Below are 24,009 nucleotides of genomic sequence, written 5' to 3' on the forward strand. Positions count from 1 at the left end.
GCCGAACCCACGTCCTCGCCGCTAGAGGTGGAAGGGCAGATGCGGCAGGTGCAGGTGATGGTGCGGGTGCCCCATCGGCGGGCAAGTCTGCAGGCTGATGGTCATCGCGTGCAGCACGCCGGCGTCCTGAATTCCCTGAGCCCCCATGCACTTACCGTTCGCGATCGCCTGGGCGTCCGACGGCGTCTGCAGCTGGTATGAGGTCGAGTTGACGACCGTCACGGTGGTCGGTTTCGGCTGCGCACCGATACCGTTGACCGCGATCGTGTCACCCGCGACCGACGTGACCGTGCCGTAGAAGCCCGCCGGCGGCGGGCACTTGCCGTCGACGGCGGAGGCGATGGTCACCGCCTGCGCGGTGATCGCGCCACCGGTCGGCGCGCTCTGGGGGGTGGCCCGCACGTTGACGCAACTGCCGGGGGTGACGTCGGTCAGCTTGGCCGGGGCGACCTGCACGACCCGCGTCGACGGCGCGAAATCCACCGTCGCGCTTCCGGTTCGTGTCCTGAGCGCAATCGTGCCGCCCGATACCGACTCGATCAGCCCTTCCACATAGTCCTTGGGCACGGGCGGGGGTGCCGGGGGGGGGGCCGCGCTCGGCGCCGCGCTGGGCGGGGCGGCCGCCGGCACCGACGGGTTGGCGGGGCTGCTGGTTTTGGTGTCGTTCGAACGGCACATGGCGACGCACAGCAGGATCACCGCGATGACGGCGACGAGCGCGAGCCGGGCGAGCCGGGGTTTCACCGGGGTGGCAGGCATCGTCACTTCTCCGATCGCGCGGGTTACCCTCGCCAGCGAGTACCCAGGCGAGCGCGGTTATCACAGCCGCGCTCGCCTGGAGTGACGGTAATCTCAGCCGCGATCAGCCACCCTGGCCGGGCTGCTTGGGCTTGCCGCATTTGCCGTCGGTGGCCTGCCGCACGTTGATGCTGGTCGCCTGCAGCGCGCCCCCGTTGTCCATCGTTCCGCGCGCCCAGAGGCACTTACCCTGCGCAATCGCGTCGGTGGTGGCGGAGGCCTGCTTGCTGTACTTGGTCTTGTCATCGACCGTCACCGCGGTCTGCGTGGTGTTGCCGCTGGGGTCGGTGCCGGTGACGTTGATGGTGTTACCCGACACCGACGCCACCGACCCGCGGACCGGGGCCGGCTTCGGGGTCGGCGCGGGCGAGCCTGGGGGCGCCGGGGTGGTGGAACTCGGTCCCGAACCCTGCCCCGCCGGCTTGGCCGGGCAGGCGCCGTTCACGGAGGGGCTGACCTTCACGGACGCCGCGGTGACGGGTTGCCCGCCCTGGGGCGGCTGAGTCGGCCGCACGGTGACGCAGCTGCCGGAGGTGACGTCGGTCAGTGCGGCGGGGATGGTCTCGGTGATCTTGGTGGTCGAGGTGAAGTTGACCGCGGCGGTCGATTTGTCTTCCTTGGTGACCTGGATGGAATTGCCCGCGACGGATGCGATCATGCCGCTGACCCGGGCTTCGCCGCTGGCCGGGGCCGGCCACGTGGTCGTCGAGGTCACCACCGAGGTGGACGTCGAGGTCGACGTCGTCGGCGTTGCTTTGTTCGACGAACTGCATGCGGCGACGGACAGCGCGGCGACCCCGGTGACCGCGAGGACTGCGAACCGGGTGCGCCGGGGCGTTGGACAGCTGGCAGACATCAACGTTTCTCCAATCATGGTTGGACCCAACGGAATGGGTATTACCCGTCGAAGCTGTAGCTAACCTGTGTGTAATGCCGGTGGTCAGAATGCCTGTTCCGGAACGCGCATGATCTCGCCGTCGATGGACTCGATGACCTTGCGCAGGGATGTGAGCTTCGGAAGCATGTTCTTGGCGAAGAACGCCGCGGTCGCCACCTTGCCCCGATAGAAGGCGGCGTCGGTCGCGGCCGCGTCGGCCAGCGCCGCGTGCGCGACGCCCGCCTGCACCAGCAATCGCCAGCCGATCAGGAGATCCCCCACCGCGAGCAGGTAACGCACCGATCCGAGCCCCACCTTGTAGATCTCGCCTGGGTGCTGGGCGGCGGACATCAGGTAACCGGTCAACGCGCCCGTCATCGCCATGACCTCGTCGAGCGCGGTCTGCAGCAGTTGGGCCTGCGGCTCGAGGGCCTCGTCGCAGGCATCGATGGTCTCGCTGATCTGAGCCGTCACGAACTGCAGGGCCTCACCGCGGTCGCGAACGATCTTGCGGAAGAAGAAGTCCAGCGCCTGGATGGCGGTGGTGCCCTCGTAGAGGGAATCGATCTTGGAGTCCCGGATGTACTGCTCGAGGGGATAGTCCTGCAGGAAGCCCGAACCGCCCAGCGTCTGCAGCGACTCGGTGAGGATTTCGTAGGCCCGTTCGGAGCTGACGCCCTTCACGATCGGCAGCAGCAAGTCGTCGACGCGGTGCGCCATCCCGTGGTCTGCCCTCGAAACATGTTGCGCCACAGCGTCATCCTGGTGCGCGGCGGCGTAGAGGTACAGCGCCCGTAAACCCTCGGCGTAGGCCTTCTGCGTCATCAGGCTGCGGCGCACGTCGGGGTGGTGGATGATGGTGACCCGCGGCGCGGTCTTGTCGGCCATCTGCGTCAGGTCCGCGCCCTGCACCCGCTCTTTGGCGAAGGCCAGCGCGTTCAGATAGCCCGTGGACAGGGTGCCGGCGGCCTTCACGCCGATCGTCATGCGCGCGTGCTCGATCACGGTGAACATCTGCGCGATCCCGTTGTGCACGTCGCCGACCAGGTAACCGACGGCGGGCAAATCCGTTGCGCCGAAGGTTAATTCGCATGTCGGCGAGGACTTGATCCCCATTTTGTGTTCCAGGCCGGTGGCGAAGACCCCGTTGCGCGCGCCGAGTTCGAACGTTTCCGGGTCGAACAGGAATTGCGGGACGTAGAACAGGCTCAGCCCTTTGGTGCCCGGGCCGGCGCCCTCGGGCCGGGCCAGCACGAGGTGAAAGACGTTGTCGGCGGTGGTGCCCACGTCCCCGCCGGAGATGAATCGCTTGACGCCCTCGATGTGCCAGGTGCCGTCGGGCTGTGCGATGGCCTTGGCCCGACCGGCGCCGACGTCGGAGCCCGCGTCGGGCTCGGTGAGCACCATGGTGGCCGCCCAGCCGCGCTCCACGCCCTCCGCCGCCCAGCGCCGCTGCTCCTCGTTGCCCTCGACGTACAGGGCCTGGGCCATCAACGGGCCGAGGCAGAAGAAGTTGGCGGAAGGATTGGCGCAGATGATCATTTCGTTGACCGCCCACGCCAGCGGTGGGGGTGCGGCCATGCCGCCGATCTCCTCGTCGAGCATCAGCCGCCACCAGCCGGCCTCCTTGATCACCTGCACGGTCTTGACCAACTCGTCCGGCACGCTGATCGTGTGCTCGGCGGGGTCGAAGACCGGCGGGTTGCGGTCGGCGAACGCGAAGGATTCGGCCACCGGGCCCTCCGCCAGGCGAGCGGCTTCGGCCAGGATGGTTCGCGCCGTTTCGACGTCGAGGTCGCTATAGCTTCCGGCGCCCAGCGCAGCGCCCAGACCGAGCACTTCGAACAGGTTGAACTCGAGATCACGGACGTTAGCGATGTAATGGCCCAACGCGATTTCCTCACTGGTCCCTGAGGCGGCGAATCGTCCGCATCAGTGTGTCCGACGTGGGAAAACGTACGCAACCGTAACCTACGGCGGGCCGCGGCCCGATTACGCGTCGATGTCGACGCGGCGAACCGCGCGCGAGCCCGCATCCATTGCGCGGCAGGCAAACCCGGGAAGGGGGTCCGGATGGCCCGGCAGGTCCGGCGTGGTGGGGTATCGGCGGCCTGGCAACCGGGGAACATCAAGCCGCGTTCGGGCGTTATGGCAAATGTGACAACACTCGATCTCACCGCTGAGAAGTTCAACGAAACCATCGAGGGCAACGACATCGTGCTCGTCGATTTCTGGGCGTCCTGGTGCGGGCCGTGCCGCCAGTTCGGGCCCACCTTCCAGGCGTCCGCGGAGAAGCACCCCGACATCGTGCACGCCAAGGTCGACACCGAGGCCGAGCAGCAGTTGGCCGCGGCCGCCCAGATCCGTTCCATCCCCACGCTGATGGCCTTCAAAAAGGGCAAACTGCTGTTCAACCAGGCCGGGGCGCTGCCGCCGGCGGCTCTCGAAGACTTGGTGCAGCAAATCAAGGCGTTCGACGTCGACGCGGCCCAGGCCGGTCAAGCCGAATAGTCCCGACACCGCGGCGCGCGCAGGGCGGTGCCCGGCTACGCGCTAGGTTGCTTGGGTGAGTCTGGTACTGGTAGAGCACCCGCGGCCCGGCGTCGCGCTGATAACCCTCAATCGGCCCGAGCGGATGAACTCCATGGCTTTCGACGTCATGGTGCCGCTCAAAGAGGCCTTGGAGAAGGTCAGGTACGACAATTCGGTGCGCGTGGTCGTGCTGACCGGGGCGGGCCGGGGCTTCTCCTCGGGCGCCGACCACAAGTCCGCGGGCTCTGTGCCCCACGTCGAGGGGCTGACCCGCCCGACCTACGCGCTGCGTTCCATGGAGATCCTCGACGAGGTCATCCTGGGGCTGCGCCGCCTGCATCAACCGGTGATCGCCGCGGTCAACGGCCCGGCCATCGGCGGCGGCCTGTGTTTGGCGCTGGCCGCCGACATCCGGGTCGCCGCCACGAGCGCGTACTTTCGCGCCGCCGGCATCAACAACGGCCTGACCGCCAGCGAACTGGGGCTGAGCTACCTGCTGCCCCGGGCCATCGGCTCGTCGCGGGCGTTCGACATCATGCTGACCGGCCGCGACGTCACCGCCGAGGAGGCCGAGCGCATCGGGCTGGTGTCGTGCCAGGTGCCCGACGAGCAGCTGCTGGACACCTGCTACGCCATCGCCGCGCGGATAGCGGCGTTCTCGAGGCCGGGAATCGAGTTGACCAAGCGCACACTGTGGAGTGGACTGGACGCCGGTAGCCTGGAAGGGCACATGCAAGCCGAAGGCTTGGGTCAGCTGTTCGTTCGTCTGCTCACCGCCAACTTCGAAGAAGCGGTTGCCGCGCGCGCGGAGCGACGCCCGCCGGTATTCACCGACGACAAGTAGCCGTAGCAAAAGGGGAGAAGATGTGATCACGGCCACGGACCTCGAGGTCCGCGCTGGTGCGCGCATCCTGCTCTCACCCGACGGCCCGGATCTGCGCGTTCAGCCCGGCGACCGCATCGGGCTGGTCGGCCGCAACGGCGCGGGCAAGACGACGACTTTGCGCATCCTGGCGGGGGAGACCGAGCCGTACGCCGGATCCGTCGTGCGCGCCGGCGAAATCGGTTATCTGCCACAGGATCCCAAAGAAGGCGACCTCGAGGTGCTGGCTCGCGACCGCGTCCTGTCGGCCCGCGGCTTGGACGTTCTGCTCACCGATCTGGAAAAGCAGCAGGCGTTGATGGCCGAGGTGGCCGACGACGACGCCCGCGACCGCGCCATCCGCCGCTACGGGCAGCTGGAGGAGCGGTTCGTCGCGTTGGGCGGCTACGGCGCCGAGAGCGAGGCCAGCCGCATCTGCGCCAGCCTCGGCCTGCCGGATCGGGTGCTGACGCAGAAGCTGCGCACGCTGTCCGGCGGGCAGCGCCGCCGGGTGGAGCTGGCGCGCATCCTGTTCGCCGCGTCCGACACCGGGGCGGGCTCGTCGACCACCCTGCTGCTCGACGAGCCGACCAACCACCTGGACGCGGATTCGGTGGGTTGGCTGCGCGATTTCCTGCGGTCGCATACCGGCGGTCTGGTCATCATCAGCCACAACGTTGAGCTGCTCGCCGATGTGGTGAACCGGGTGTGGTTCCTGGACGCCGTCCGCGGCGAGGTCGACGTCTACAACATGGGCTGGCAGAAGTACCTGGACGCCCGGGCCACCGACGAACAGCGGCGCCGTCGTGAACGCGCCAACGCCGAACGCAAGGCCGCCGCGTTGCGCACGCAGGCCGCCAAGCTGGGCGCCAAGGCCACCAAAGCCGTTGCGGCACAGAATATGTTGCGTCGCGCCGACCGGATGATGGCCGCTCTCGACGAGGAGCGGGTCGCCGACAAGGTGGCCCGGATCAAGTTCCCCACCCCGGCCCCGTGCGGGCGCACGCCGCTGGTCGCCAAGGGGCTGAGCAAGTCATACGGGTCGCTGGAGGTGTTCAGCGGTGTCGATCTTGCCATCGACCGCGGCTCGCGGGTGGTGGTGCTGGGGCTGAACGGCGCCGGCAAGACCACGCTGCTGCGTCTGCTGGCGGGCGCCGAGGAGCCCGACACCGGCGGGCTTGAGCCCGGACACGGTTTGCGCATGGGCTATTTCGCGCAGGAGCACGACACACTCGACAACGACGCGAGCGTCTGGGAGAACATCCGACACGCCGCACCGGATTCGGGTGAGCAGGATCTGCGCGGCCTGCTCGGCGCGTTCATGTTCAGCGGGCCCCAACTCGACCAGCCGGCGGGCACCCTGTCGGGCGGTGAGAAAACCCGGCTCGCGCTCGCGGGCCTGGTGGCGTCCACGGCGAACGTCCTGCTGCTCGACGAGCCGACGAACAACCTCGATCCCGCCTCCCGCGAACAGGTGCTGGACGCGCTGCGCAGCTACCAGGGCGCGGTGGTGCTGGTGACGCACGACCCGGGTGCCGCCGAAGCCCTCGACCCGCAGCGCGTTGTGCTGCTGCCCGACGGCACCGAGGATTTCTGGTCCGACGAATACCGGGACCTGATCGAGCTCGCCTGACTTCTGGGTGCTTTTCGGCCAATTCCGCCCGCGGCCGACGGCGGGTTCTTACTCTGGGTGCTTGTCGATCGTGTTCGGGCGCGGAGGGCATCCATGAAAAGGACACCGCAAAGGTCGAAGCAGACCCGGGAACAGTTGCTGTTCGAGCTGCGCAACGCCTACGAGGGCGGGGCCAGCATCCGCACGCTGGCCGCGTCCACCGGCAGGTCGTACGGATCGGTCCACAGCATGTTGCTGCAGGCCGGCGCAACGATGCGCGGTCGTGGTGGGCCCAACCACACCTCGCGATCTGCGCGGGTATAGCGTCACTGCGAAATCACGTCCCCTTGTTCGCAGTGACGCTATGCCTGCGGCCCAGAGTCCTTGCGGCGTACCGAATTCTCCACCAGGTCGAGCACGGCGGACAACCGGCGCGGATCTTCGCCTGACGCCAGCCGGGCCACCAGGCCGTCGAGCACCAACTCCAGGTAGCACTGCAAAACGTCGCCGGGAACGTCGTCGCGGACCCGGTGCGCCTCCTTCTGCCGGCGCAACCGATCGGTCGTCGCCGCCGCCAATTCCGCGGACCGCTCCGCCCAACCGCGGCTGAACTCCGGGTCGTTGCGCAGCTTGCGTGCGATCTCCAACCTGGTCGCCAGCCAGTCGAACTGGTCCGGCGCGGCGAGCATGTCGCGCATCACCTGGATGAGGCCCGCGCGCGACGCCACGTCGGCCATCCGCTCGGCATCCTCGTGCGCCAGCGCGAAGAACAGCGCGTCCTTGTCGCGGAAGTGGTGGAAGATCGCACCGCGCGACATCCCGATCGCTTGTTCCAGCCGCCGAACCGTGGCCTTGTCGTAGCCGTATTCGGCGAAGCAGTGGCGAGCTCCGTCGAGGATCTGGCGGCGGCGCGCCGCCAGATGGCCCTCGCTTACCTTGGGCACGACTAGGGACTAGCCGGACTTAAGCATGTTGCGCAGCACGTACTGCAGGATGCCGCCGTTGCGGTAGTAGTCGGCTTCCCCGGGGGTGTCGATGCGCACCACCGCGTCGAACTCGACCGGGTCGCCGCCATCCTTGGTGGCCTTGACGCGCACCGTCTTTGGCGTCTTGCCGTCGTTGAGCGCCTCGATGCCGGTGATGTCGAACACCTCCGTGCCGTCCAGCCCCAATTCCTTGGCGGACTTGCCCTCCGGGAACTGCAGCGGGATCACGCCCATCCCGATCAGGTTGGAGCGGTGGATGCGCTCGAACGACTCGGCGATCACCGCCCGCACGCCCAGCAGCAGCGTGCCCTTGGCCGCCCAGTCGCGTGAGGAGCCGGACCCATATTCCTTACCGCCCAGCACCACCAGCGGAATGTCCTGCGCCGCATAGTTTTGCGCGGCGTCGTAGATGAACGCCTGCGGGGCGCCGTCCTGGGTGAAGTCGCGGGTGTAGCCGCCGGAAACGTCATCGAGCAACTGGTTGCGGAGCCGGATATTGGCGAAGGTGCCGCGGATCATCACCTCGTGGTTGCCGCGCCGGGAGCCGAATGAGTTGTAGTCCTTGCGATCGACGCCGTGCTCGTCAAGGTACTGCGCCGCGGGCGTCCCCGGCTTGATGGCACCGGCGGGGGAGATGTGGTCGGTGGTCACCGAGTCACCCAGCAGCGCCAGCACCCGCGCGCCGGTGATGTCGCTGACTGGCTCGGGCTCCGCCGACATCCCCTCGAAGTACGGGGGCTTGCGCACGTAGGTCGAATCCTGGTTCCACTCAAAGGTATTGCCGCTCGGAGTGGGCAGGTTGCGCCAGCGCTCGTCGCCCTTGAACACGTCGGCGTAGTTCTTGGTGAACATCTCCTGGCTGATCGCCGAGGCGATGGTGTCCGACACGTCCTTCTGCGACGGCCAGATGTCTTTGAGGAAGACGTCGTTGCCGTCCTTGTCGGTGCCCAGCGGCTGCTTATCGAAGTCGAAGTCCATGGTCCCGGCCAACGCGTAGGCCACCACCAGCGGCGGGGACGCCAGGTAGTTCATCTTCACGTCGGGGTTGATCCGGCCCTCGAAGTTGCGGTTACCGGACAGCACCGCCGACACCGACAGGTCGTTGTCGTTGATCGCCTTGGAAATCTCCTCGGGCAGCGGGCCGGAGTTCCCGATGCACGTGGTGCAGCCGTAGCCGACGAGGTAGAAGCCGAGCTTCTCCAGATAGGGCCACAGGCCGGCCTTGTCGTAGTAGTCGTGGACCACCTGCGAGCCCGGCGCCATCGTCGTCTTCACCCAGGGCTTGGACGCCAGCCCCTTCTCGACGGCGTTGCGCGCCAGCAGCGCCGCGCCCAGCATCACCTCGGGGTTGGAGGTGTTAGTGCACGACGTGATGGCCGCGATCACCACCGCGCCGTGGTCGAGCTCGAATTCGCCACGGTCGTCGGACTTTACCCGCACAGGGTTGCTCACCCGGCCCTTGGCATGTGCCGCAGCCGATTCGAACTTCGGGGCGTCGTCGGCATGGCCGTTCTCCAGCGCGCCGGGGTCGCTGGCCGGGAAGGACTCGTCGACGGACTCGTCGAGCTTGGAGTACTCCTTCTTGTCGGGGTCGTCGCCGACGTAGTCGCCGATCTGCCCACGGAAGGTGGACTTGGCCTCCGACAATGGGATTCGGTCCTGCGGGCGCTTCGGTCCGGCGATCGACGGCACCACGTCGGACAGGTCGAGTTCGAGGTATTCGGAGAAGGCCGGCTCGTGCTTGGGGTCGTGCCACATGCCCTGCTCTTTGGCGTACGCCTCGACCAGCGACAGCTGCTCTTCGGAGCGGCCGGTGAACCGCAGGTAGGAGATGGTCTCCTCGTCGATCGGGAAAATCGCTGCGGTGGAACCGAATTCGGGGCTCATGTTGCCCAGGGTGGCGCGGTTGGCCAGTGGCACCTCGGCCACGCCCTCGCCGTAGAACTCGACGAACTTGCCGACCACGCCGTGCTTGCGCAGCATCTCGGTGACGGTGAGCACGACGTCGGTGGCGGTGACGCCCGCCTGGATCTCACCGGTCAGCTTGAACCCGACGACCCGCGGGATCAGCATCGACACCGGCTGACCGAGCATCGCGGCCTCGGCCTCGATGCCGCCGACGCCCCAGCCCAGCACACCCAGGCCGTTGACCATCGTGGTGTGCGAGTCGGTGCCCACGCAGGTGTCCGGGTAGGCCACCCCGTCACGGTCCATCACCACGCTGGCGAGGTACTCGATGTTCACCTGGTGGACGATGCCGGTGCCCGGCGGCACCACCTTGAAGTCGCGGAAAGCGCCTTGGCCCCAACGCAAGAACTGATAGCGCTCCCCGTTGCGCTGGTACTCGATTTCGACGTTGCGCTCGAAGGCGTCGGCGGTGCCGAACAGGTCGGCGATCACCGAGTGGTCGATCACCAGGTCGGCCGGCGCCAGCGGGTTCACCTTCTCCGCCTTGCCGCCGAGGTCGCCGATTGCCTCGCGCATGGTGGCCAAGTCGACGATGCACGGCACCCCGGTGAAGTCCTGCATCACGACGCGAGCGGGCGTGTACTGGATCTCAATGCTGGGGTCCGCCTTGGGATCCCAGTTCGCGATGGCCTCGATGTGGTCCTTGGTGATGTTGGCGCCGTCCTCGTTGCGCAGCAGGTTCTCGGCGAGGACTTTGAGGCTGTAGGGGAGTTTTTCAGTGTTGGGGACGGCGTCGAGGCGATAGATCTGATAACTCTTGTCGCCGACCTTCAGGGTGTCGCGTGCTCCGTATGAGTTCACAGAATCTTCTTTAGTCACTTCAACTCCCGGGATTAAGTTCTTCCGCCGACGGGCCGTGTCGGCGGCGCGGTGCTACTTTAACAGTACGCTTGTCCTGCATTACGACGGGGCGCCCGTAGGTCCAGTCTTATCGCGTAAGTCGACGGTTTAAACCCCCCGAAATGAAGTCGCGTACGGTGCCTGTAGCGCTACGGCAGGAGGGACATCATGACCTTGCATCCGGTCCTACCCGTCTACATCCCGCAAGACGTCGACATGACCGCGGTCAAGGCCCAGGTCGCCGCGACCGGCGTCAGCGCGCCGGCGGCGGACATGCCGGGCCTGCTGCACATCGTCGACGAGGCCCATGCCAAGGGCATCAACCTCAAGATCGTGCTGCTCGACCACAACCCTCCGAACGACACCCCCCTGCGGGACATCTCCACGGTGGTCGGCGCCGACTACCACGACTCCACCGTCCTGACGCTGAGCCCGAGCTACGTCGGCAGCTACAGCACTCAGTTCCCGCGGGTCACGCTGGAGGCGGGCGAGGACATCGCCAAGACCGGTAACCCGGTGGTCTCGGCGCAACACTTCGTCAACGAGCTGAGCGCCCCGGAATTTCCCTGGACGGGCCTGACCATCTTCCTGTTGCTGGCCGTGCTCGCGGCGGCCGTCGGGACCCGAATCCTGCAGGTGCGCGGCAGGCGCTCAGCAACGCCGGCGGATTCGGGGGGAGCGCAGGAAGTGACGCCCACCAACACGGCCTAGCCACCCGCATCCGCCCCGGCCGGCTCCGTCGGTCGGGCCCTGGGACGTCGTCCCGGCAAACCCGGTAGATAACCGTTCGGTCACATTAAACGCACGTAGAGAGTGCGATTTCTGTGGAGCGTTTGCGCGCCCAAAGGTGTGACGTACGGTGCAAATGATGCTGGTGTTGTCTTTGGCGCCCTTAACGAACTCTGTGGCCGGCGCCGCCCGTCGCGTTGAGCCGTAGGAGACCTGAGTCGAATGAGACGCACACGCCGGGGCTCTACTGCGCAGCCGGTCGCAAGGCTGGTGCGGCCGGTCGTGCCGTCGGTCGTGAGCGTGGCCCTGCTGCTCTGCACGCCCGGGCTGGCGCACGGTGATCCCGCCGCCGACAGCCTGGCCGGGCTGATCGCCAACGTCGCCAAGGCCAACCAGCGCCTGGAAAACCTGAGCGCCGAAATTCAGACGGAACAGGAGAGCGTCAACAAGGCCCTGGTCGACGTCGAGACCGCCCGGGACAACGCCGCCGCCGCCCAACACGACCTCGAGACCAGCCAGCAGTCGGTCAAAGACGCCAACGCCGCGATCGCCGCGGCGCAGCAGCGGTTCGACACGTTCGCGGCGGCCACCTATATGAATGGCCCTTCGAGCGGATACCTGACCGCCAGCAGCCCCGACGACATCATCGCCACCGAGGCCGCCGCCCAGACGCTGTCTTCGAGTTCCCAAACGGTGATAGCCAAGCTGCAGCGGGCGCGGACCGAACAGGTGAACAAGGAGTCGGGGGCGCGGCTGGCCAAGCAGAAGGCCGACAAGGCCGCGGCCGACGCCAAGGGCAGCCAGGACGCCGCGGTGGCGGCGCTGACCGACTCCAAGCGCAAGTTCGACGAACAGCGCGACCAAATCGCTCGCCTGGCCGCCGAACGCGACGAGGCTCAGGCCAAACTGGAAGCGGCCAAACGGCAGTGGGCTTCCGGCCCGGGCGGCCCCGCGGCTCCAGCGTCGGGCGACCGGTGGGAGACCGGCTCGCCGGGCGCGCCGGCGCCGCAGGCCGGGGCTCGCCGCTGGGACGGTGGGTGGGACCCGACCCTGCCGATGATCCCCAGCGCCAACGTGCCCGGCGACCCGATCGCGGTCATCAACCAGGTGCTGGGCATCTCGGCGACCTCCACGCAGGTCACCGCCGGGCTGGGCCGCAACTTCCTGCAGCAGATGGGCATCCTCAAGCCCGACGACACCGGCATCACCAACGCGTCCCCCGGTGCGACGGCCGGGCGGATCCCGCGGGTCTACGGCCGGCAGGCCAGCGAATACGTGATTCGGCGCGGGATGTCGCAGATCGGCGTCCCGTACTCCTGGGGCGGCGGCAACGCGGCGGGGCCGAGCAAGGGCATCGACTCCGGCGCCGGCATCACCGGCTTCGACTGTTCGGGGCTGGTCCTGTACTCGTTCGCCGGGGTGGGCATCAAGCTGCCGCACTACTCGGGCTCGCAGTACAACCTGGGCCGCAAGATTCCGTCCTCGCAGATGCGCCGCGGCGACGTCATCTTCTACGGCCCCGGCGGCAGCCAGCACGTGACGATCTACCTCGGCGACGGCCAAATGCTCGAGGCTCCGGACATCGGTCTGAAAGTCCGCGTGGCGCCGGTGCGCACCAGCGGTATGACGCCCTACGTGGTCCGCTACATCGAGTGGTGAACGAATGAGAACTGAACGGGGAGTCATGCGCCGCAAGCGGATTCGTCTGATCAACTTCGCCTGGATCACCACCGTGGTGACCGGGCTGATGTTGTCTTCGGCCATTTCCGGGGCCGCCCCCGCCACCGCCGACCCCGGCGGGTGGGATCCCACCCTGCCGGCGACCATCAGCGCCGGCGCCCCGGGTGATCCGCTCGCCGTCGCCAACGCCTCGCTGCAGGCCACCGCGCAGGCCACCCAAACGACGATGGACCTCGGCAGGCAGTTCCTTGGCGGCCTCGGAATCAACATCCTGGGCGATCCCGCTCCCACCGCGGCCAGCCCCACCAACCCCGGCGGCAAGATCCCGCGGGTCTACGGTCGGCAGGCCATCGAGTACGTGATCAAGCGGATGGGATCGCAGATGGGCGTCCCGTACTCGTGGGGTGGTGGCTCGCTGGACGGTCCCAGCAAGGGCGTCGGCGACGGCGCCGACATCAACGGCTTCGACTGCTCGGGCCTGATGCGCTACGGCTTCGCCGGGGTCGGCGTGCTGATCCCGCGGTTCTCCGGCGACCAGTACAACGCGGGCCGGCACATCCCACAGGACCAGGCCAGGCGCGGTGACCTCATCTTCTACGGGCCGAACGGCGGCCAGCACGTCACCATGTATCTGGGCAACGGCCAGATGCTGGAGGCGTCCAGCCTCGCCGGCAAGGTGACCGTCAGCCCGGTGCGCAAGCCCGGCATGACGCCGTTCCTGACTAGGATCATCGAGTACTGATCCAGGTGTGTTCGCCCGGCGGGATCCCGGGGGCGAACCACCAGCGTCGACGGAATCCGGCGGGCCTGGAATAGTTGGACGCGGGCACGTCGCGGCCCCACGACAGTCGTGGTGCAAGCAGTCGTGTCCGATTGAGCTGTGGAGGGTTATTGATGACAGCAGCAGGTGGGCCGCCTCCGGGCGCCAGCGGTTACTCGGGCCCGGGTGGTCCTTCCGGCTCGCCGGCCCAGGAAGCGCCGTCCGGCGGCGGTAACGGCCTGGCCGCCGAGGTCCACACCCTGGAGCGCGCCATCTTCGAGGTCAAGCGGATCATCGTCGGGCAGGACCAGCTCGTCGAGCGCATGCTGGTCGGTCTGCTCTCCAAGGGCCACGTGTTGCTCGAGGGTGTCCCCGGCGTGGCCAAGACGCTGGCCGTCGAGACCTTCGCCAAGGTCGTGGGCGGCACGTTCGCCCGCATCCAGTTCACGCCCGACCTGGTGCCCACCGACATCATCGGTACCCGCATCTACCGGCAGGGCAAGGAAGAGTTCGACACCGAGCTCGGCCCGGTGGTGGTGAACTTCCTGCTCGCCGACGAGATCAACCGCGCGCCGGCCAAGGTGCAGTCGGCGCTGCTGGAGGTCATGCAGGAACGCCAAGTGTCCATCGGTGGCAAGAGGTTCCCGCTGCCCAACCCGTTCCTGGTGATGGCCACCCAGAACCCGATCGAGCACGAGGGCGTGTACCCGCTCCCCGAGGCCCAGCGGGACCGCTTCCTGTTCAAGATCAACGTCGGCTACCCGTCCCCGGAAGAGGAGCGGGAGATCATCTACCGCATGGGCGTGCGGCCGCCGGAGCCCAAGCAGATCCTGAACACCGGCGACCTGTTGCGGCTGCAGGACATCGCGGCCAACGGCTTCGTGCACCACGCGCTGGTCGACTACGTGGTGCGCGTCGTCATGGCCACCCGTTATCCCGAGCAACTCGGGATGAACGACGTCAAGACGTGGATCTCGTTCGGTGCGTCCCCGCGTGCCTCGCTGGGCATCATCGCCGCGTCCCGGTCGCTCGCGCTGGTGCGCGGCCGCGACTACGTGATCCCGCAAGACGTCGTCGACGTGATTCCCGACGTGCTGCGGCACCGCTTGGTGCTCACCTATGACGCGCTCGCCGACGAGATCTCGCCGGAGATCGTCATCAACCGGATCCTGCAGACGGTCGCCCTGCCTCAGGTGAACGCCGTTCCGCAGCAAGGGCAGTCGGTGCCCCCGGTGATGCAGGCCGCCGGCGCGGCTAGCGGTCGGTGACCGACCCCCAGCAGCCGGCGGTGCCGCATCCGCCATCGATGCAGCGCGGGCAGATCGTCGACCCGAAGCTGGCGGCGGCGCTGCGGCAGCTCGAGCTGACGGTCAAGCGCAAGCTCGACGGCGTCCTGCACGGCGACCACCTCGGCCTGATCCCCGGGCCGGGCTCGGAGCCGGGGGAGTCACGCGAATACCAGCCCGGCGACGACGTCCGGCGGATGGACTGGGCCGTGACCGCGCGCACCATGCACCCCCACGTCCGGCAGATGATCGCCGACCGCGAGCTGGAGACCTGGATGGTCGTCGACATGTCGGCCAGCCTGGACTTCGGCACCGTCGGGTGCGAGAAGCGGGACCTGGCGGTGGCCGCCGCGGCCGCGATCACGTTCCTCAACAGCGGCGGCGGCAACCGGCTGGGCGCGCTGATCGCCAACGGCGAGACGATGGTCCGGGTTCCGGCGCGCTCTGGGCGCCAGCACGAGCAGACGCTGCTGCGCACCATCGCCACCACCCCCAGGGCGCCGGTCGGGGTGCGCGGGGACCTGGCGATGGCCATCGACGCGTTGCGCCGCCCGGAACGCCGCCGCGGCATGGCGGTGATCATCAGCGACTTCCTGGGGCCGATCAACTGGATGCGCCCGCTGCGGGCGATCGCGGCTCGGCACGAGGTGCTTGCCATTGAGGTGCTCGACCCCCGCGACGTCGAACTGCCCGACATCGGCGACGTCGTGCTGCAGGACGCCGAGTCCGGCGTGACCCGCGAATTCACCATCGATGCGCAGCTGCGTGACGATTTCGCCAAGGCGGCCGCGGCGCACCGCGCCGAGGTGGCGCGCACCATCCGCAGCTGCGGGGCCCCGGTGCTCTCGCTGCGCACCGACCGCGATTGGATCGCCGACATCGTCCGTTTCGTGGAGTCCCGCAGGCGCGGTGCATTGGCGGGGCGGCAGTGACATTGCCGCTCCTCGGTCCGATGTCGTTGTCGGGCTTCGAACACTCGTGGTTCTTCCTGTTCCTGCTCGTCGTCGCCGGGCTCGCCGCGATGTACGTCCTCATGCAGCTGGCGCGACAGCGGCGGATGCTGCGATTCGCCAACATGGAGCTGTTGGAAAGCGTTGCGCCCAAACGGCCTTCGCGTTGGCGGCACGTGCCGGCCATCCTGCTGGTGGCGTCGCTGGTGCTGTTTACCATCGCGATGGCCGGGCCGACGCACGACGTCCGCATTCCACGCAACCGCGCGGTCGTGATGCTGGTGATCGACGTGTCGCAATCGATGCGGGCCACCGACGTGCAGCCCAACCGGATGGCGGCCGCACAGGAGGCGGCCAAGCAGTTCGCCGACGAGCTGACCCCGGGCATCAACCTGGGGCTGATCGAGTATGCGGGGACCGCCACCGTGCTGGTGCAACCGACGACCAACCGGGACGCGACCAAGAACGGGCTGGACAAGCTGCAGTTCGCCGACCGCACCGCCACGGGCGAGGGCATCTTCACCGCGTTGCAGGCCATCGCGACCGTGGGCGCGGTGATCGGGGGCGGCGACAAGCCGCCGCCGGCGCGCATCGTGCTGTTCTCCGACGGCAAGGAGACGATGCCGACCAACCCGGACAACCCGAAGGGCGCGTTCACCGCCGCGCGCACCGCCAAAGACCAGGGTGTGCCCATCTCGACGATTTCGTTCGGCACCCCGTATGGCTTCGTCGAGATCAACGACCAGCGCCAGCCGGTGCCCGTCGACGATTCCACGATGAAGAAGGTCGCCGAGCTCTCCGGCGGGAGCTGGTACAGCGCCGGCAGCTTGGCCGAGCTGAAAAACGTGTACGCGACGCTGCAGCAGCAGATCGGCTACGAGACGATCAAGGGCGACGCCAGCGTCGGCTGGGTGCGGTTGGGTGCGCTGGTGTTGGCGTTGGCGGCGCTGGCGGCGCTGCTCATCAACCGCCGCCTGCCGACGTAGCTGCCGCCTTTGCCCCTTTTTGCTCCCCTTTTGCTCCCGAGCGTCACGCCAGCGTGGCTGTGGCAGTCGAGTGTCACGCCAGCGTGACCGGGGCGACATCCCAGGGGGACATTTCAACCACGCGGGACCCAGGCGCTAGGTTGACGGGGTGACTGACACGGCCACCGAGAACACCACCGAAAGTGCCGCCGACGGCGGCAAACCCGCATTCGTCTCCCGTTCCGTCCTGGTGACGGGCGGAAACCGGGGCATCGGTCTGGCGATCGCGCGGCGGCTGGCGGCCGACGGCCACAAGGTTGCCGTCACGCACCGCGGATCCGGGGCGCCCGAGGGGCTGTTCGGCGTCGTATGTGACGTCACCGACAACGATGCGGTCGACCGCGCGTTCAAGGAGGTCGAGGAGCACCAGGGTCCGGTCGAGGTGCTGGTGTCCAACGCCGGGATCTCGAAGGACGCCTTCCTCATCCGGATGACCGAGGAGCGTTTCGCGGAGGTCATCAACGCCAACCTCACCGGGGCGTTCCGCGTGGCACAGCGGGCATCGCGCAGCATGCAACGCAAGCGGTTCGGCCGCATCATCTTCATCGGATCGGTCTCCGGCATGTGGGGCATCGGCAACCAGGCCAACTACGCCGCCGCCAAGGCCGGCCTGATCGGCATGGCACGCTCGATCTCCCGCGAGCTGTCCAAGGCCGGGGTGACCGCCAACGTGGTCGCCCCCGGCTACATCGACACCGAGATGACCCGCGCGCTGGACGAGCGGATCCAGGCGGGCGCACTGGAATTCATCCCGGCCAAGCGGGTCGGCACCGCCGAGGACGTCGCCGGGGCGGTCAGCTTCCTGGCGTCCGAAGATGCGGGCTATATCGCCGGCGCGGTGATCCCGGTCGACGGCGGCATGGGCATGGGCCACTGAATTCACCCACGACACAAGGATATTAAGGACTGACATGGCAGGACTGCTCGACGGCAAACGGATTCTGGTCTCCGGGATCATCACCGACTCGTCGATCGCGTTTCACATCGCCAAGGCGGCCCAAGAAGCGGGGGCGCAGTTGGTGCTGACCGGGTTCGACCGGTTGCGCCTGATCCAGCGCATCGCCGACCGGCTGCCGGAGAAGGCCCCCCTGATCGAGCTCGACGTGCAGAACGAGGAGCACCTCAACAGCCTCGCCGAGCGGGTCACCGCCGAGATCGGTGAGGGCAACAAGCTGGACGGGGTGGTGCACTCGATCGGCTTCATGCCGCAGACCGGGATGGGCATCAACCCGTTCTTCGACGCGCCCTACGAGGATGTCTCCAAGGGCATCCACATCTCCGCGTATTCGTATGCGTCGCTTGCCAAGGCGCTGCTGCCGATCATGAACCCCGGCGGGTCCATCGTCGGCATGGACTTCGACCCCAGCCGGGCCATGCCGGCCTACAACTGGATGACGGTGGCCAAGAGCGCGCTGGAATCGGTCAATCGGTTCGTTGCCCGCGAGGCGGGCAAGTTCGGGGTGCGCTCTAATCTCGTTGCGGCGGGCCCCATCCGGACGCTGGCGATGAGCGCGATCGTCGGCGGCGCGCTCGGCGAGGAGGCCGGCGCCCAGATGCAGCTGCTGGAGGAGGGCTGGGACCAGCGCGCACCGATCGGCTGGAACATGAAGGACCCGACGCCGGTCGCCAAGACGGTGTGCGCCCTGCTCTCCGACTGGCTACCGGCCACCACCGGCACCATCATCTTCGCCGACGGCGGCGCCAGCACCCAATTGCTCTAGGTTCCAATGGAATTCGACGCTATCCTGCTGCTGTCCTTCGGCGGCCCGGAGGGACCCGAGCAGGTGCGGCCGTTCCTGGAGAACGTCACCCGCGGGCGCAACGTGCCCCCCGAACGCCTGGACGACGTCGCACAGCACTACCTGCATTTCGGTGGCGTGTCACCGATCAACGGGATCAACCGCGCCCTGATCACCGAGCTCCAGGCGGAGCAGGACCTGCCGGTCTACTTCGGCAACCGCAACTGGGATCCCTATGTCGAGGACACCGTAAAGAGCATGCGTGACAACGGCGTCCGGCGTGCCGCGGTGTTCACCACGTCGGCGTGGAGCGGCTACTCGAGCTGCACGCAGTACACCGAAGACATCGCCCGGGCGCGGGGCGCGGCCGGACCCGACGCGCCCGAGCTGGTCAAGCTTCGGCCCTATTTCGACCACCCGCTCTTCGTCGAGATGTTCGCCGGCGCCGTCGAGGCGGCGGCGCAGAGCGTGCCCGATGGCGCGAGGCTGGTGTTCACCGCCCACTCGGTTCCGGTGGCCGCCGACCGGCGCCTGGGCCCGAGCCTGTACAGCCGTCAAGTCGCCTATGCCACAAGGCTTGTCGCGGCCGCGGCGGGATACTCCGATTTCGATCTGGCCTGGCAGTCGCGCTCGGGCCCGCCGCAGGTGCCGTGGCTGGAACCCAGTGTCGAGGACCATCTCTCCGCGCTGGCCGCGGCGGGCACCGAGGCCGTCATCGTCTGCCCGATCGGGTTTGTCGCGGACCACATCGAGGTGGTCTGGGACCTTGACGAAGAGTTGCGAGCCCAGGCCGAGGCGGCGGGGCTGGCGTTCGCCCGGGCCGCCACACCCAACGCCGATCGCCGATTCGCCCGGCTGGCCGCCGATCTCATCGATGAGCTGCGCACCGGCCGACGGCCGGCCCGGGTGGCCGGCCCCGACCCGGTGCCCGGTTGTTTGGCCAGCGTCGACGGCGCGCCGTGCCGTCCGCCGCACTGCGTCGCCTCGGAAGCGGGCTAGCGGCGATCGCGAGCGCGGCAGAGCGGGCGAAGTGGGTTGCCGCCATAAGGGGGCATAGCCGGGCGAAGCGGGTCGCCTCGGAAGCAGGGCTAGTCGGCCCACGCCGAGTGCAGGATCGCGGTGACGGCGGCCATCCGCGCCGAACGCACCACCGCGGTCAGCGGCCGCAGCGCGTCGCTGGCGATGCGGGCCTCCGAAGACGATTGGGCGCCAAACGGCTCCGGGCCGGCGACGACGGGAGCGGTGAACCGCTCCGGCGAGTCGGGTGACCGACTGAGTCCGGCGCTGACCGCGACGATGGCGTCGACGTGCGCGGCATTCTCCAGCACCCGCAGCGCCCGGGTCGGCGCATGTTCGGGAACCCGGTGCTGCCGTGCGGATTCCAGCAGTTGCTCGACGAGTCCCCGCGGATCGTCGACGTCGGCCGCCGCCGCTCCCAGCCCGATGGCGCCGAGCGCGTCGGCGGCCGACCGGACTGCCGAGCGCAGCTCGTATTCGGCATCGCCGAGCTCGTAATGGTCGAGGACCGGCGCGCCCGGCAGCGAGTACACCGTCCAGGACAGCGCGCACAGGTCGGCGAAGTCCTCCGGCTCGTCGTCGTAGGAGAACTCGGGGACCAGCCCCACGGCGGTGGCGGGATCGTGGGGGTTGGCGATGATGATCGCCTCGCCCGCGGACAGGGCATCACGCTCGAACTGCGTCCCGGGGGCAAGCCCGCGCACGTCGCCGGGCACGGGCAAAAGCATATTGATCGTCCCGCGCAGCCGGCCCGGGCCATCCGGGGTGGGCGCCGACCGGCCGACCGCGGCGCGCAGCGTCTGCAGCAGCGTCACCGTTCCGGCGTCGTGCACATCGGGCCACGGCAGCCCGGTGTGGCCGGCGGCGACCGCATCATACGCGGTGACCGATTGCTTTGGCGCCCATGCCGATAACGCGTCCAAGACGTCGTCGGGCGCGGCCTTGCCTGCGAGCCAGGCGTTGGCCCACAGGGACAGCGAGACACTGGGACACCACACGATTCCGCAGTGTAGTTGTTTTGCCCGGCAAAGGCGGATCACGCGTATTCTGGCCGCATGCACGCCGCGGTGCTTTGGCTAATATTCGCGCTGGTGCTTGCCGGTGCGGAGGCGCTCACCGGCCATATGTTTTTGGTGATGCTCGGCGGCGGTGCCCTGGCCGCGGCAATCACAAGCTGGCTGACGGATTGGCCCGGCTGGGCGGACGGGATCGTGTTCCTCGTCGTTTCCGTGCTGCTCCTGGTGCTGGTCCGCCCGGCGCTGCGGCGGCAACTGACGCCCGCGCATGTGCCGCAGATGGGTATCGAGGCGCTGGAGGGCAAGAACGCATTGGTGCTCGAGCGCATCGCCCGCGACGGGGGCCAGGTGAAGCTCGACGGGGAGGTGTGGACGGCGCGTCCGCTCAACGATGGGGATGTTTACGAACCGGGGGAGTCGGTGACCGTCTTGCAGATCGACGGCGCCACGGCGGTGGTCTTCAAGAGCGGTCCATAACGGCTGCGCGAGGACGCCTCCAGAGACCCTGGTAGAGAAAGGAACTCCCGTGCAAGGTGCGGTTGCTGGTTTGGTGTTGCTGGTCGTCTTGGTGATATTCGCCATTGTGGTGGTCGCCAAGTCGGTGGCCCTGATACCGCAGGCGGAGGCCGCGGTGATCGAGCGGCTGGGTCGATATAGCCGGACGGTCAGCGGCCAGCTGACGTTGTTGGTGCCGTTCATCGACCGGGTCCGTGCGCGGGTGGACCTGCGCGAGCGGGTGGTGTCGTTTCCGCCGCAGCCGGTGATCACCGAGGACAACCTGACGCTGAACATCGACACCGTGGTCTACTTTCAGGTCACCGTGCCGCAGGCGGCCGTCTACGAGATCAGCAACTACATCGTCGGCGTGGAGCAGCTCACCACCACCACGCTGCGCAACGTGGTGGGCGGCATGACGCTCGAGCAGACGCTGACGTCACGCGACCAGATCAACGGTCAATTGCGCGGGGTGCTCGACGAGGCGACCGGTCGCTGGGGCTTGCGGGTCGCCCGGGTCGAGCTGCGCAGCATCGACCCGCCGCCGTCCATCCAGGCGTCGATGGAAAAGCAGATGAAGGCCGACCGCGAGAAGCGAGCGATGATCCTGACCGCCGAAGGTAACCGGCAGGCCGCGATCACCCAGGCCGAAGGCGCCAAGCAGGCGCAGATCCTGGCCGCCGAGGGCGCCAAGCAGGCCGCGATCCTGGCGGCCGAGGCCGACCGGCAGTCCCGCATGCTGCGCGCGCAGGGTGAGCGCGCCGCGGCCTACCTGCGGGCACAGGGGCAGGCCAAGGCCATCGAGAAGACGTTCGCCGCGATCAAGGCCGGCAGGCCCACCCCGGAGATGCTGGCCTACCAGTACCTGCAGACCCTGCCGGAAATGGCGCGCGGTGACGCCAACAAGGTGTGGGTGGTGCCGAGCGACTTCAACGCGGCGTTACAGGGATTCACCAGAATGCTGGGCACCCCGGGCCAGGACGGAGTGTTCCGGTTCGAGCCCTCCCCGGTCGACGACACACCTCAGCACGCCGCCGCATCGGACGATGCGGACATCGCCGACTGGTTCTCCACCGAGACCGACCCCGCGATCGCCCAGGCGGTGGCCAAGGCCGAAGCGAGCGCCCGCCAGCCGGTGGACGGCACGCCGCCGGGGACGCCGCCGCAGTTGGCCCAATAGGATTGCCGGATGAGCCTTTTCACTTCGCCAAAGACCTACGTGGCGCTCGGCGCCTTCCACGCCGTGGACGCGGTGCTATGCGGCGTCCAGGTCGCCCCGATCAGGAAGGTTCTCGATGACGTCGGGTTGCCGGAGAACGTTCGGCCGGTGCTGCCGGCGGTGAAGGGGGCGGCCGCCGTGGGCTTGCTGTCGGTCACCCGGTTCCCGGTCCTGGCGCGGGTGACGACGTTGATGCTGACGGTCTATTTCGTCTTGGCGCTCGGCGCGCACATCCGCGTACGCGACAAGGTCGTCAACGCGCTCCCGGCCGCGGTGTTCCTCGCTACGTTCGCCGTGATGACGGCGAAGGGACCGGACCGCAACTAGTCCAGGCGCAACTCGACCAGCGGCAGCGGTGTGTCGGTTTCGGTGATCGGAACCCCGAGCGTTTCCTCCAGCACCGGCCTCATCTGTTCCCAGGCCGTGCGATGACGGCTGACATAGGCGGCCAGTGCGCGGTCGGCCTCCTCTTGGCCGAGGATGCGCGCGGTGGCGCGCCGGGGAGCGTGGCTGCCCGCGTAGACACGCACCCGCGGGTTGGCGTGGATGTTGCGGAACCACTGCGCCTTTCGGCCGAAGCCGGAGGCGACGACGTAGGTGTCCGGCGAGGAGTGACCGACCACCTCCAGCACCACATAGCGCGCCGCGCCGGATTTGCGGCCAACGTGCTCGAGCATCAGCAGGCGTGAGCCGAACAGCGCGCCGGCGCGGGCCTTATACAGCCAGATGGGTGCGCGCATCAGTCGACGCGACCGCAGCACGCGTGCGCCGGCGCTGACGAAAAGGGTTGTGCTGGACACCATTACCTCCGTATCTCGTTCAGCCGTTGCTAAGTCCGTCGCGATAGATCGCAAACACCTCACCGGCCCACCGCCGCATGCCCGCATCCGAGAGCGGATCGACGCCGAGCGCTTCGGTCAGGCGGGGGCGCAGCGTCAGCACCGCGAGGTCATTGACAAGTAGAAACGCCGCGCGCACCGCGGCGTCCGCGCCGGGGCTGGCGGTTCCGGCCGCAACCATCGCGTCCAGAGTGGCTTGGCTGAGCCGGAAGAGCCGGTCGAACAATGCCGAGCCCGCCCGGCCTCCGGTGATCAGCAGCCGGCTCAGGTACGCCGGGATCGCCGAATCCGGCGGCAGGTAGGTGGCCAGGCCGTCGAGCAGGCTCGGCACTGCGGCGGGCTCCAGTCCAACCACGGCGGTCCGCTCGGTCATGCTGGTCAGCAATGCTTCGAAGGTCGTGACCACGTGGCTGTCGACGGCCTCGATCAGCCCGTCTTTCGAGCCATAATGCCTGATGAGCAGGGCCGGTGAGACGCCCGCAGCGGTCGCGATGTCGCGCAGGGTGACCGCGTCGGGGCCACGCTCGGCGATCAATCGCAGCGCTTCGTCCCGGATCCGTGCTCTGGCCGTCCGGTCATCCGGCGGTGGTGAATGCACGGTTACAATTGTAAACGTACGTTTACATGGCGGGCCAGCCCGATCACCTCAGGCGTGCGGTGCCGGCGGCAGCGGTGGCGCGGGGACGGCGACCGGCGCGGACGTCGCTGCTACTGGCGAGACGACTGCCGCCGTCACGATTTGGTGGATCGTGAGGGCGGCGGGGTGGTCAGCTGTGGGG

24 protein-coding genes are annotated in these 24,009 nt (G+C 68.2%); 16 read left to right on the forward strand and 8 right to left on the reverse strand.

Features of this window, described 5'->3' with window-relative positions:
• Positions 1 to 21 precede the first annotated feature (21 nt).
• The 3 genes from A5773_RS02330 to A5773_RS02340 form a co-directional block, all read right to left on the reverse strand.
• The gene (locus A5773_RS02330; protein WP_197507841.1) at positions 22 to 759 is read right to left on the reverse strand and encodes a DUF5666 domain-containing protein; all 738 of its coding nucleotides are present in this window, start codon (positions 757 to 759) and stop codon (positions 22 to 24) included.
• A 103-nt stretch (positions 760 to 862) separates the two neighbouring features.
• On the reverse strand, positions 863 to 1,654 hold the full coding sequence (locus A5773_RS02335) for a DUF5666 domain-containing protein (protein WP_067265233.1): 792 nt from the start codon (positions 1,652 to 1,654) through the stop codon (positions 863 to 865).
• Between the two features lie 84 nt (positions 1,655 to 1,738).
• On the reverse strand, positions 1,739 to 3,565 hold the full coding sequence (locus A5773_RS02340; RefSeq protein WP_067265229.1) for an acyl-CoA dehydrogenase: 1,827 nt from the start codon (positions 3,563 to 3,565) through the stop codon (positions 1,739 to 1,741).
• Positions 3,566 to 3,832: 267 nt separating this feature from the next.
• Here A5773_RS02340 and trxA point away from each other — a divergent pair, with 267 nt between their 5' ends.
• Genes trxA through A5773_RS02360 form a run of 4 tightly spaced genes read left to right on the forward strand, consistent with a single transcriptional unit; the run spans position 3,833 to position 7,005 of the window.
• Positions 3,833 to 4,186: a thioredoxin gene (trxA, locus tag A5773_RS02345; protein WP_066958286.1), complete on the forward strand. Its 354-nt coding sequence runs from the start codon at positions 3,833 to 3,835 to the stop codon at positions 4,184 to 4,186.
• Positions 4,187 to 4,241: 55 nt separating this feature from the next.
• The gene (locus tag A5773_RS02350) at positions 4,242 to 5,051 is read left to right on the forward strand and encodes an enoyl-CoA hydratase (RefSeq protein WP_066958222.1); all 810 of its coding nucleotides are present in this window, start codon (positions 4,242 to 4,244) and stop codon (positions 5,049 to 5,051) included.
• Positions 5,052 to 5,073: 22 nt separating this feature from the next.
• The gene (locus A5773_RS02355; RefSeq protein WP_067789243.1) at positions 5,074 to 6,702 is read left to right on the forward strand and encodes an ABC-F family ATP-binding cassette domain-containing protein; all 1,629 of its coding nucleotides are present in this window, start codon (positions 5,074 to 5,076) and stop codon (positions 6,700 to 6,702) included.
• 57 nt (positions 6,703 to 6,759) lie between these two features.
• The gene (locus A5773_RS02360) at positions 6,760 to 7,005 is read left to right on the forward strand and encodes a helix-turn-helix domain-containing protein (protein ID WP_255360758.1); all 246 of its coding nucleotides are present in this window, start codon (positions 6,760 to 6,762) and stop codon (positions 7,003 to 7,005) included.
• A gap of 38 nt (positions 7,006 to 7,043) precedes the next feature.
• Here the strand turns inward: A5773_RS02360 and A5773_RS02365 are convergent, their stop codons facing one another.
• Both A5773_RS02365 and A5773_RS02370 read right to left on the reverse strand, forming a co-directional pair.
• The gene (locus tag A5773_RS02365; protein ID WP_066958233.1) at positions 7,044 to 7,625 is read right to left on the reverse strand and encodes a TetR/AcrR family transcriptional regulator; all 582 of its coding nucleotides are present in this window, start codon (positions 7,623 to 7,625) and stop codon (positions 7,044 to 7,046) included.
• A gap of 9 nt (positions 7,626 to 7,634) precedes the next feature.
• Positions 7,635 to 10,454, reverse strand: a complete 2,820-nt coding sequence (locus A5773_RS02370) for an aconitate hydratase (RefSeq protein ID WP_197505480.1) — start codon at positions 10,452 to 10,454, stop codon at positions 7,635 to 7,637.
• Positions 10,455 to 10,643: 189 nt separating this feature from the next.
• On the opposite strand from A5773_RS02370, the gene A5773_RS02375 reads away from it, so the two are divergent.
• From A5773_RS02375 to A5773_RS02415, 9 genes are all read left to right on the forward strand, one after another.
• Positions 10,644 to 11,186, forward strand: coding sequence for a DUF6676 family protein (locus A5773_RS02375; protein ID WP_067789246.1), 543 nt, complete (start codon positions 10,644 to 10,646; stop codon positions 11,184 to 11,186).
• A 240-nt stretch (positions 11,187 to 11,426) separates the two neighbouring features.
• Positions 11,427 to 12,863: an NlpC/P60 family peptidoglycan endopeptidase RipA gene (gene ripA, locus A5773_RS02380; RefSeq protein ID WP_066958241.1), complete on the forward strand. Its 1,437-nt coding sequence runs from the start codon at positions 11,427 to 11,429 to the stop codon at positions 12,861 to 12,863.
• 25 nt (positions 12,864 to 12,888) lie between these two features.
• Entirely contained in the window at positions 12,889 to 13,626 is a 738-nt protein-coding gene (gene ripB / locus A5773_RS02385; RefSeq protein WP_066958243.1) for an NlpC/P60 family peptidoglycan endopeptidase RipB, read from the forward strand.
• 152 nt (positions 13,627 to 13,778) lie between these two features.
• Positions 13,779 to 14,912 (forward strand): MoxR family ATPase, encoded by a 1,134-nt coding sequence (locus A5773_RS02390; protein ID WP_067789249.1) that lies wholly within the window; start codon positions 13,779 to 13,781, stop codon positions 14,910 to 14,912.
• Positions 14,913 to 14,950: 38 nt separating this feature from the next.
• On the forward strand, positions 14,951 to 15,862 hold the full coding sequence (locus tag A5773_RS02395) for a DUF58 domain-containing protein (protein ID WP_067789262.1): 912 nt from the start codon (positions 14,951 to 14,953) through the stop codon (positions 15,860 to 15,862).
• On the forward strand, positions 15,859 to 16,866 hold the full coding sequence (locus tag A5773_RS02400) for a VWA domain-containing protein (protein WP_067789253.1): 1,008 nt from the start codon (positions 15,859 to 15,861) through the stop codon (positions 16,864 to 16,866). The genes A5773_RS02395 and A5773_RS02400 overlap by 4 nt, the downstream gene beginning before the upstream one ends.
• A 148-nt stretch (positions 16,867 to 17,014) precedes the next feature.
• Complete coding sequence (fabG1, locus tag A5773_RS02405; protein WP_066958257.1) at positions 17,015 to 17,782, forward strand: 3-oxoacyl-ACP reductase FabG1; 768 nt, start codon at positions 17,015 to 17,017, stop codon at positions 17,780 to 17,782.
• Positions 17,783 to 17,816: 34 nt separating this feature from the next.
• Complete coding sequence (inhA, locus tag A5773_RS02410; RefSeq protein ID WP_066958259.1) at positions 17,817 to 18,626, forward strand: NADH-dependent enoyl-ACP reductase InhA; 810 nt, start codon at positions 17,817 to 17,819, stop codon at positions 18,624 to 18,626.
• 6 nt (positions 18,627 to 18,632) lie between these two features.
• Positions 18,633 to 19,643, forward strand: coding sequence for a ferrochelatase (locus A5773_RS02415; RefSeq protein ID WP_066958261.1), 1,011 nt, complete (start codon positions 18,633 to 18,635; stop codon positions 19,641 to 19,643).
• Positions 19,644 to 19,732: 89 nt separating this feature from the next.
• Here the strand turns inward: A5773_RS02415 and A5773_RS02420 are convergent, their stop codons facing one another.
• Entirely contained in the window at positions 19,733 to 20,659 is a 927-nt protein-coding gene (locus A5773_RS02420) for a hypothetical protein (RefSeq protein ID WP_067789256.1), read from the reverse strand.
• Positions 20,660 to 20,716: 57 nt separating this feature from the next.
• On the opposite strand from A5773_RS02420, the gene A5773_RS02425 reads away from it, so the two are divergent.
• Genes A5773_RS02425 through A5773_RS02435 form a run of 3 tightly spaced genes read left to right on the forward strand, consistent with a single transcriptional unit; the run spans position 20,717 to position 22,718 of the window.
• Entirely contained in the window at positions 20,717 to 21,154 is a 438-nt protein-coding gene (locus A5773_RS02425; protein WP_066958268.1) for an NfeD family protein, read from the forward strand.
• Positions 21,155 to 21,203: 49 nt separating this feature from the next.
• Complete coding sequence (locus A5773_RS02430) at positions 21,204 to 22,352, forward strand: SPFH domain-containing protein (protein ID WP_066958270.1); 1,149 nt, start codon at positions 21,204 to 21,206, stop codon at positions 22,350 to 22,352.
• A 9-nt stretch (positions 22,353 to 22,361) separates the two neighbouring features.
• Positions 22,362 to 22,718, forward strand: a complete 357-nt coding sequence (locus tag A5773_RS02435) for a DoxX family protein (RefSeq protein WP_066958273.1) — start codon at positions 22,362 to 22,364, stop codon at positions 22,716 to 22,718.
• Here the strand turns inward: A5773_RS02435 and A5773_RS02440 are convergent.
• Together A5773_RS02440 and A5773_RS02445 are read right to left on the reverse strand one after the other, a co-directional pair.
• Positions 22,715 to 23,131: a nitroreductase family deazaflavin-dependent oxidoreductase gene (locus A5773_RS02440; protein ID WP_082948054.1), complete on the reverse strand. Its 417-nt coding sequence runs from the start codon at positions 23,129 to 23,131 to the stop codon at positions 22,715 to 22,717. The genes A5773_RS02435 and A5773_RS02440 overlap by 4 nt on opposite strands.
• 79 nt (positions 23,132 to 23,210) lie before the next feature.
• A complete protein-coding gene (locus tag A5773_RS02445; RefSeq protein ID WP_066958277.1) occupies positions 23,211 to 23,828 on the reverse strand; it encodes a TetR/AcrR family transcriptional regulator in 618 nt (205 codons plus the stop codon).
• Between the last annotated feature and the right edge of the window lie 181 nt (positions 23,829 to 24,009).

This window comes from Mycobacterium sp. 852014-52450_SCH5900713, from assembly GCF_001667075.1.
Lineage (GTDB): Bacteria > Actinomycetota > Actinomycetes > Mycobacteriales > Mycobacteriaceae > Mycobacterium.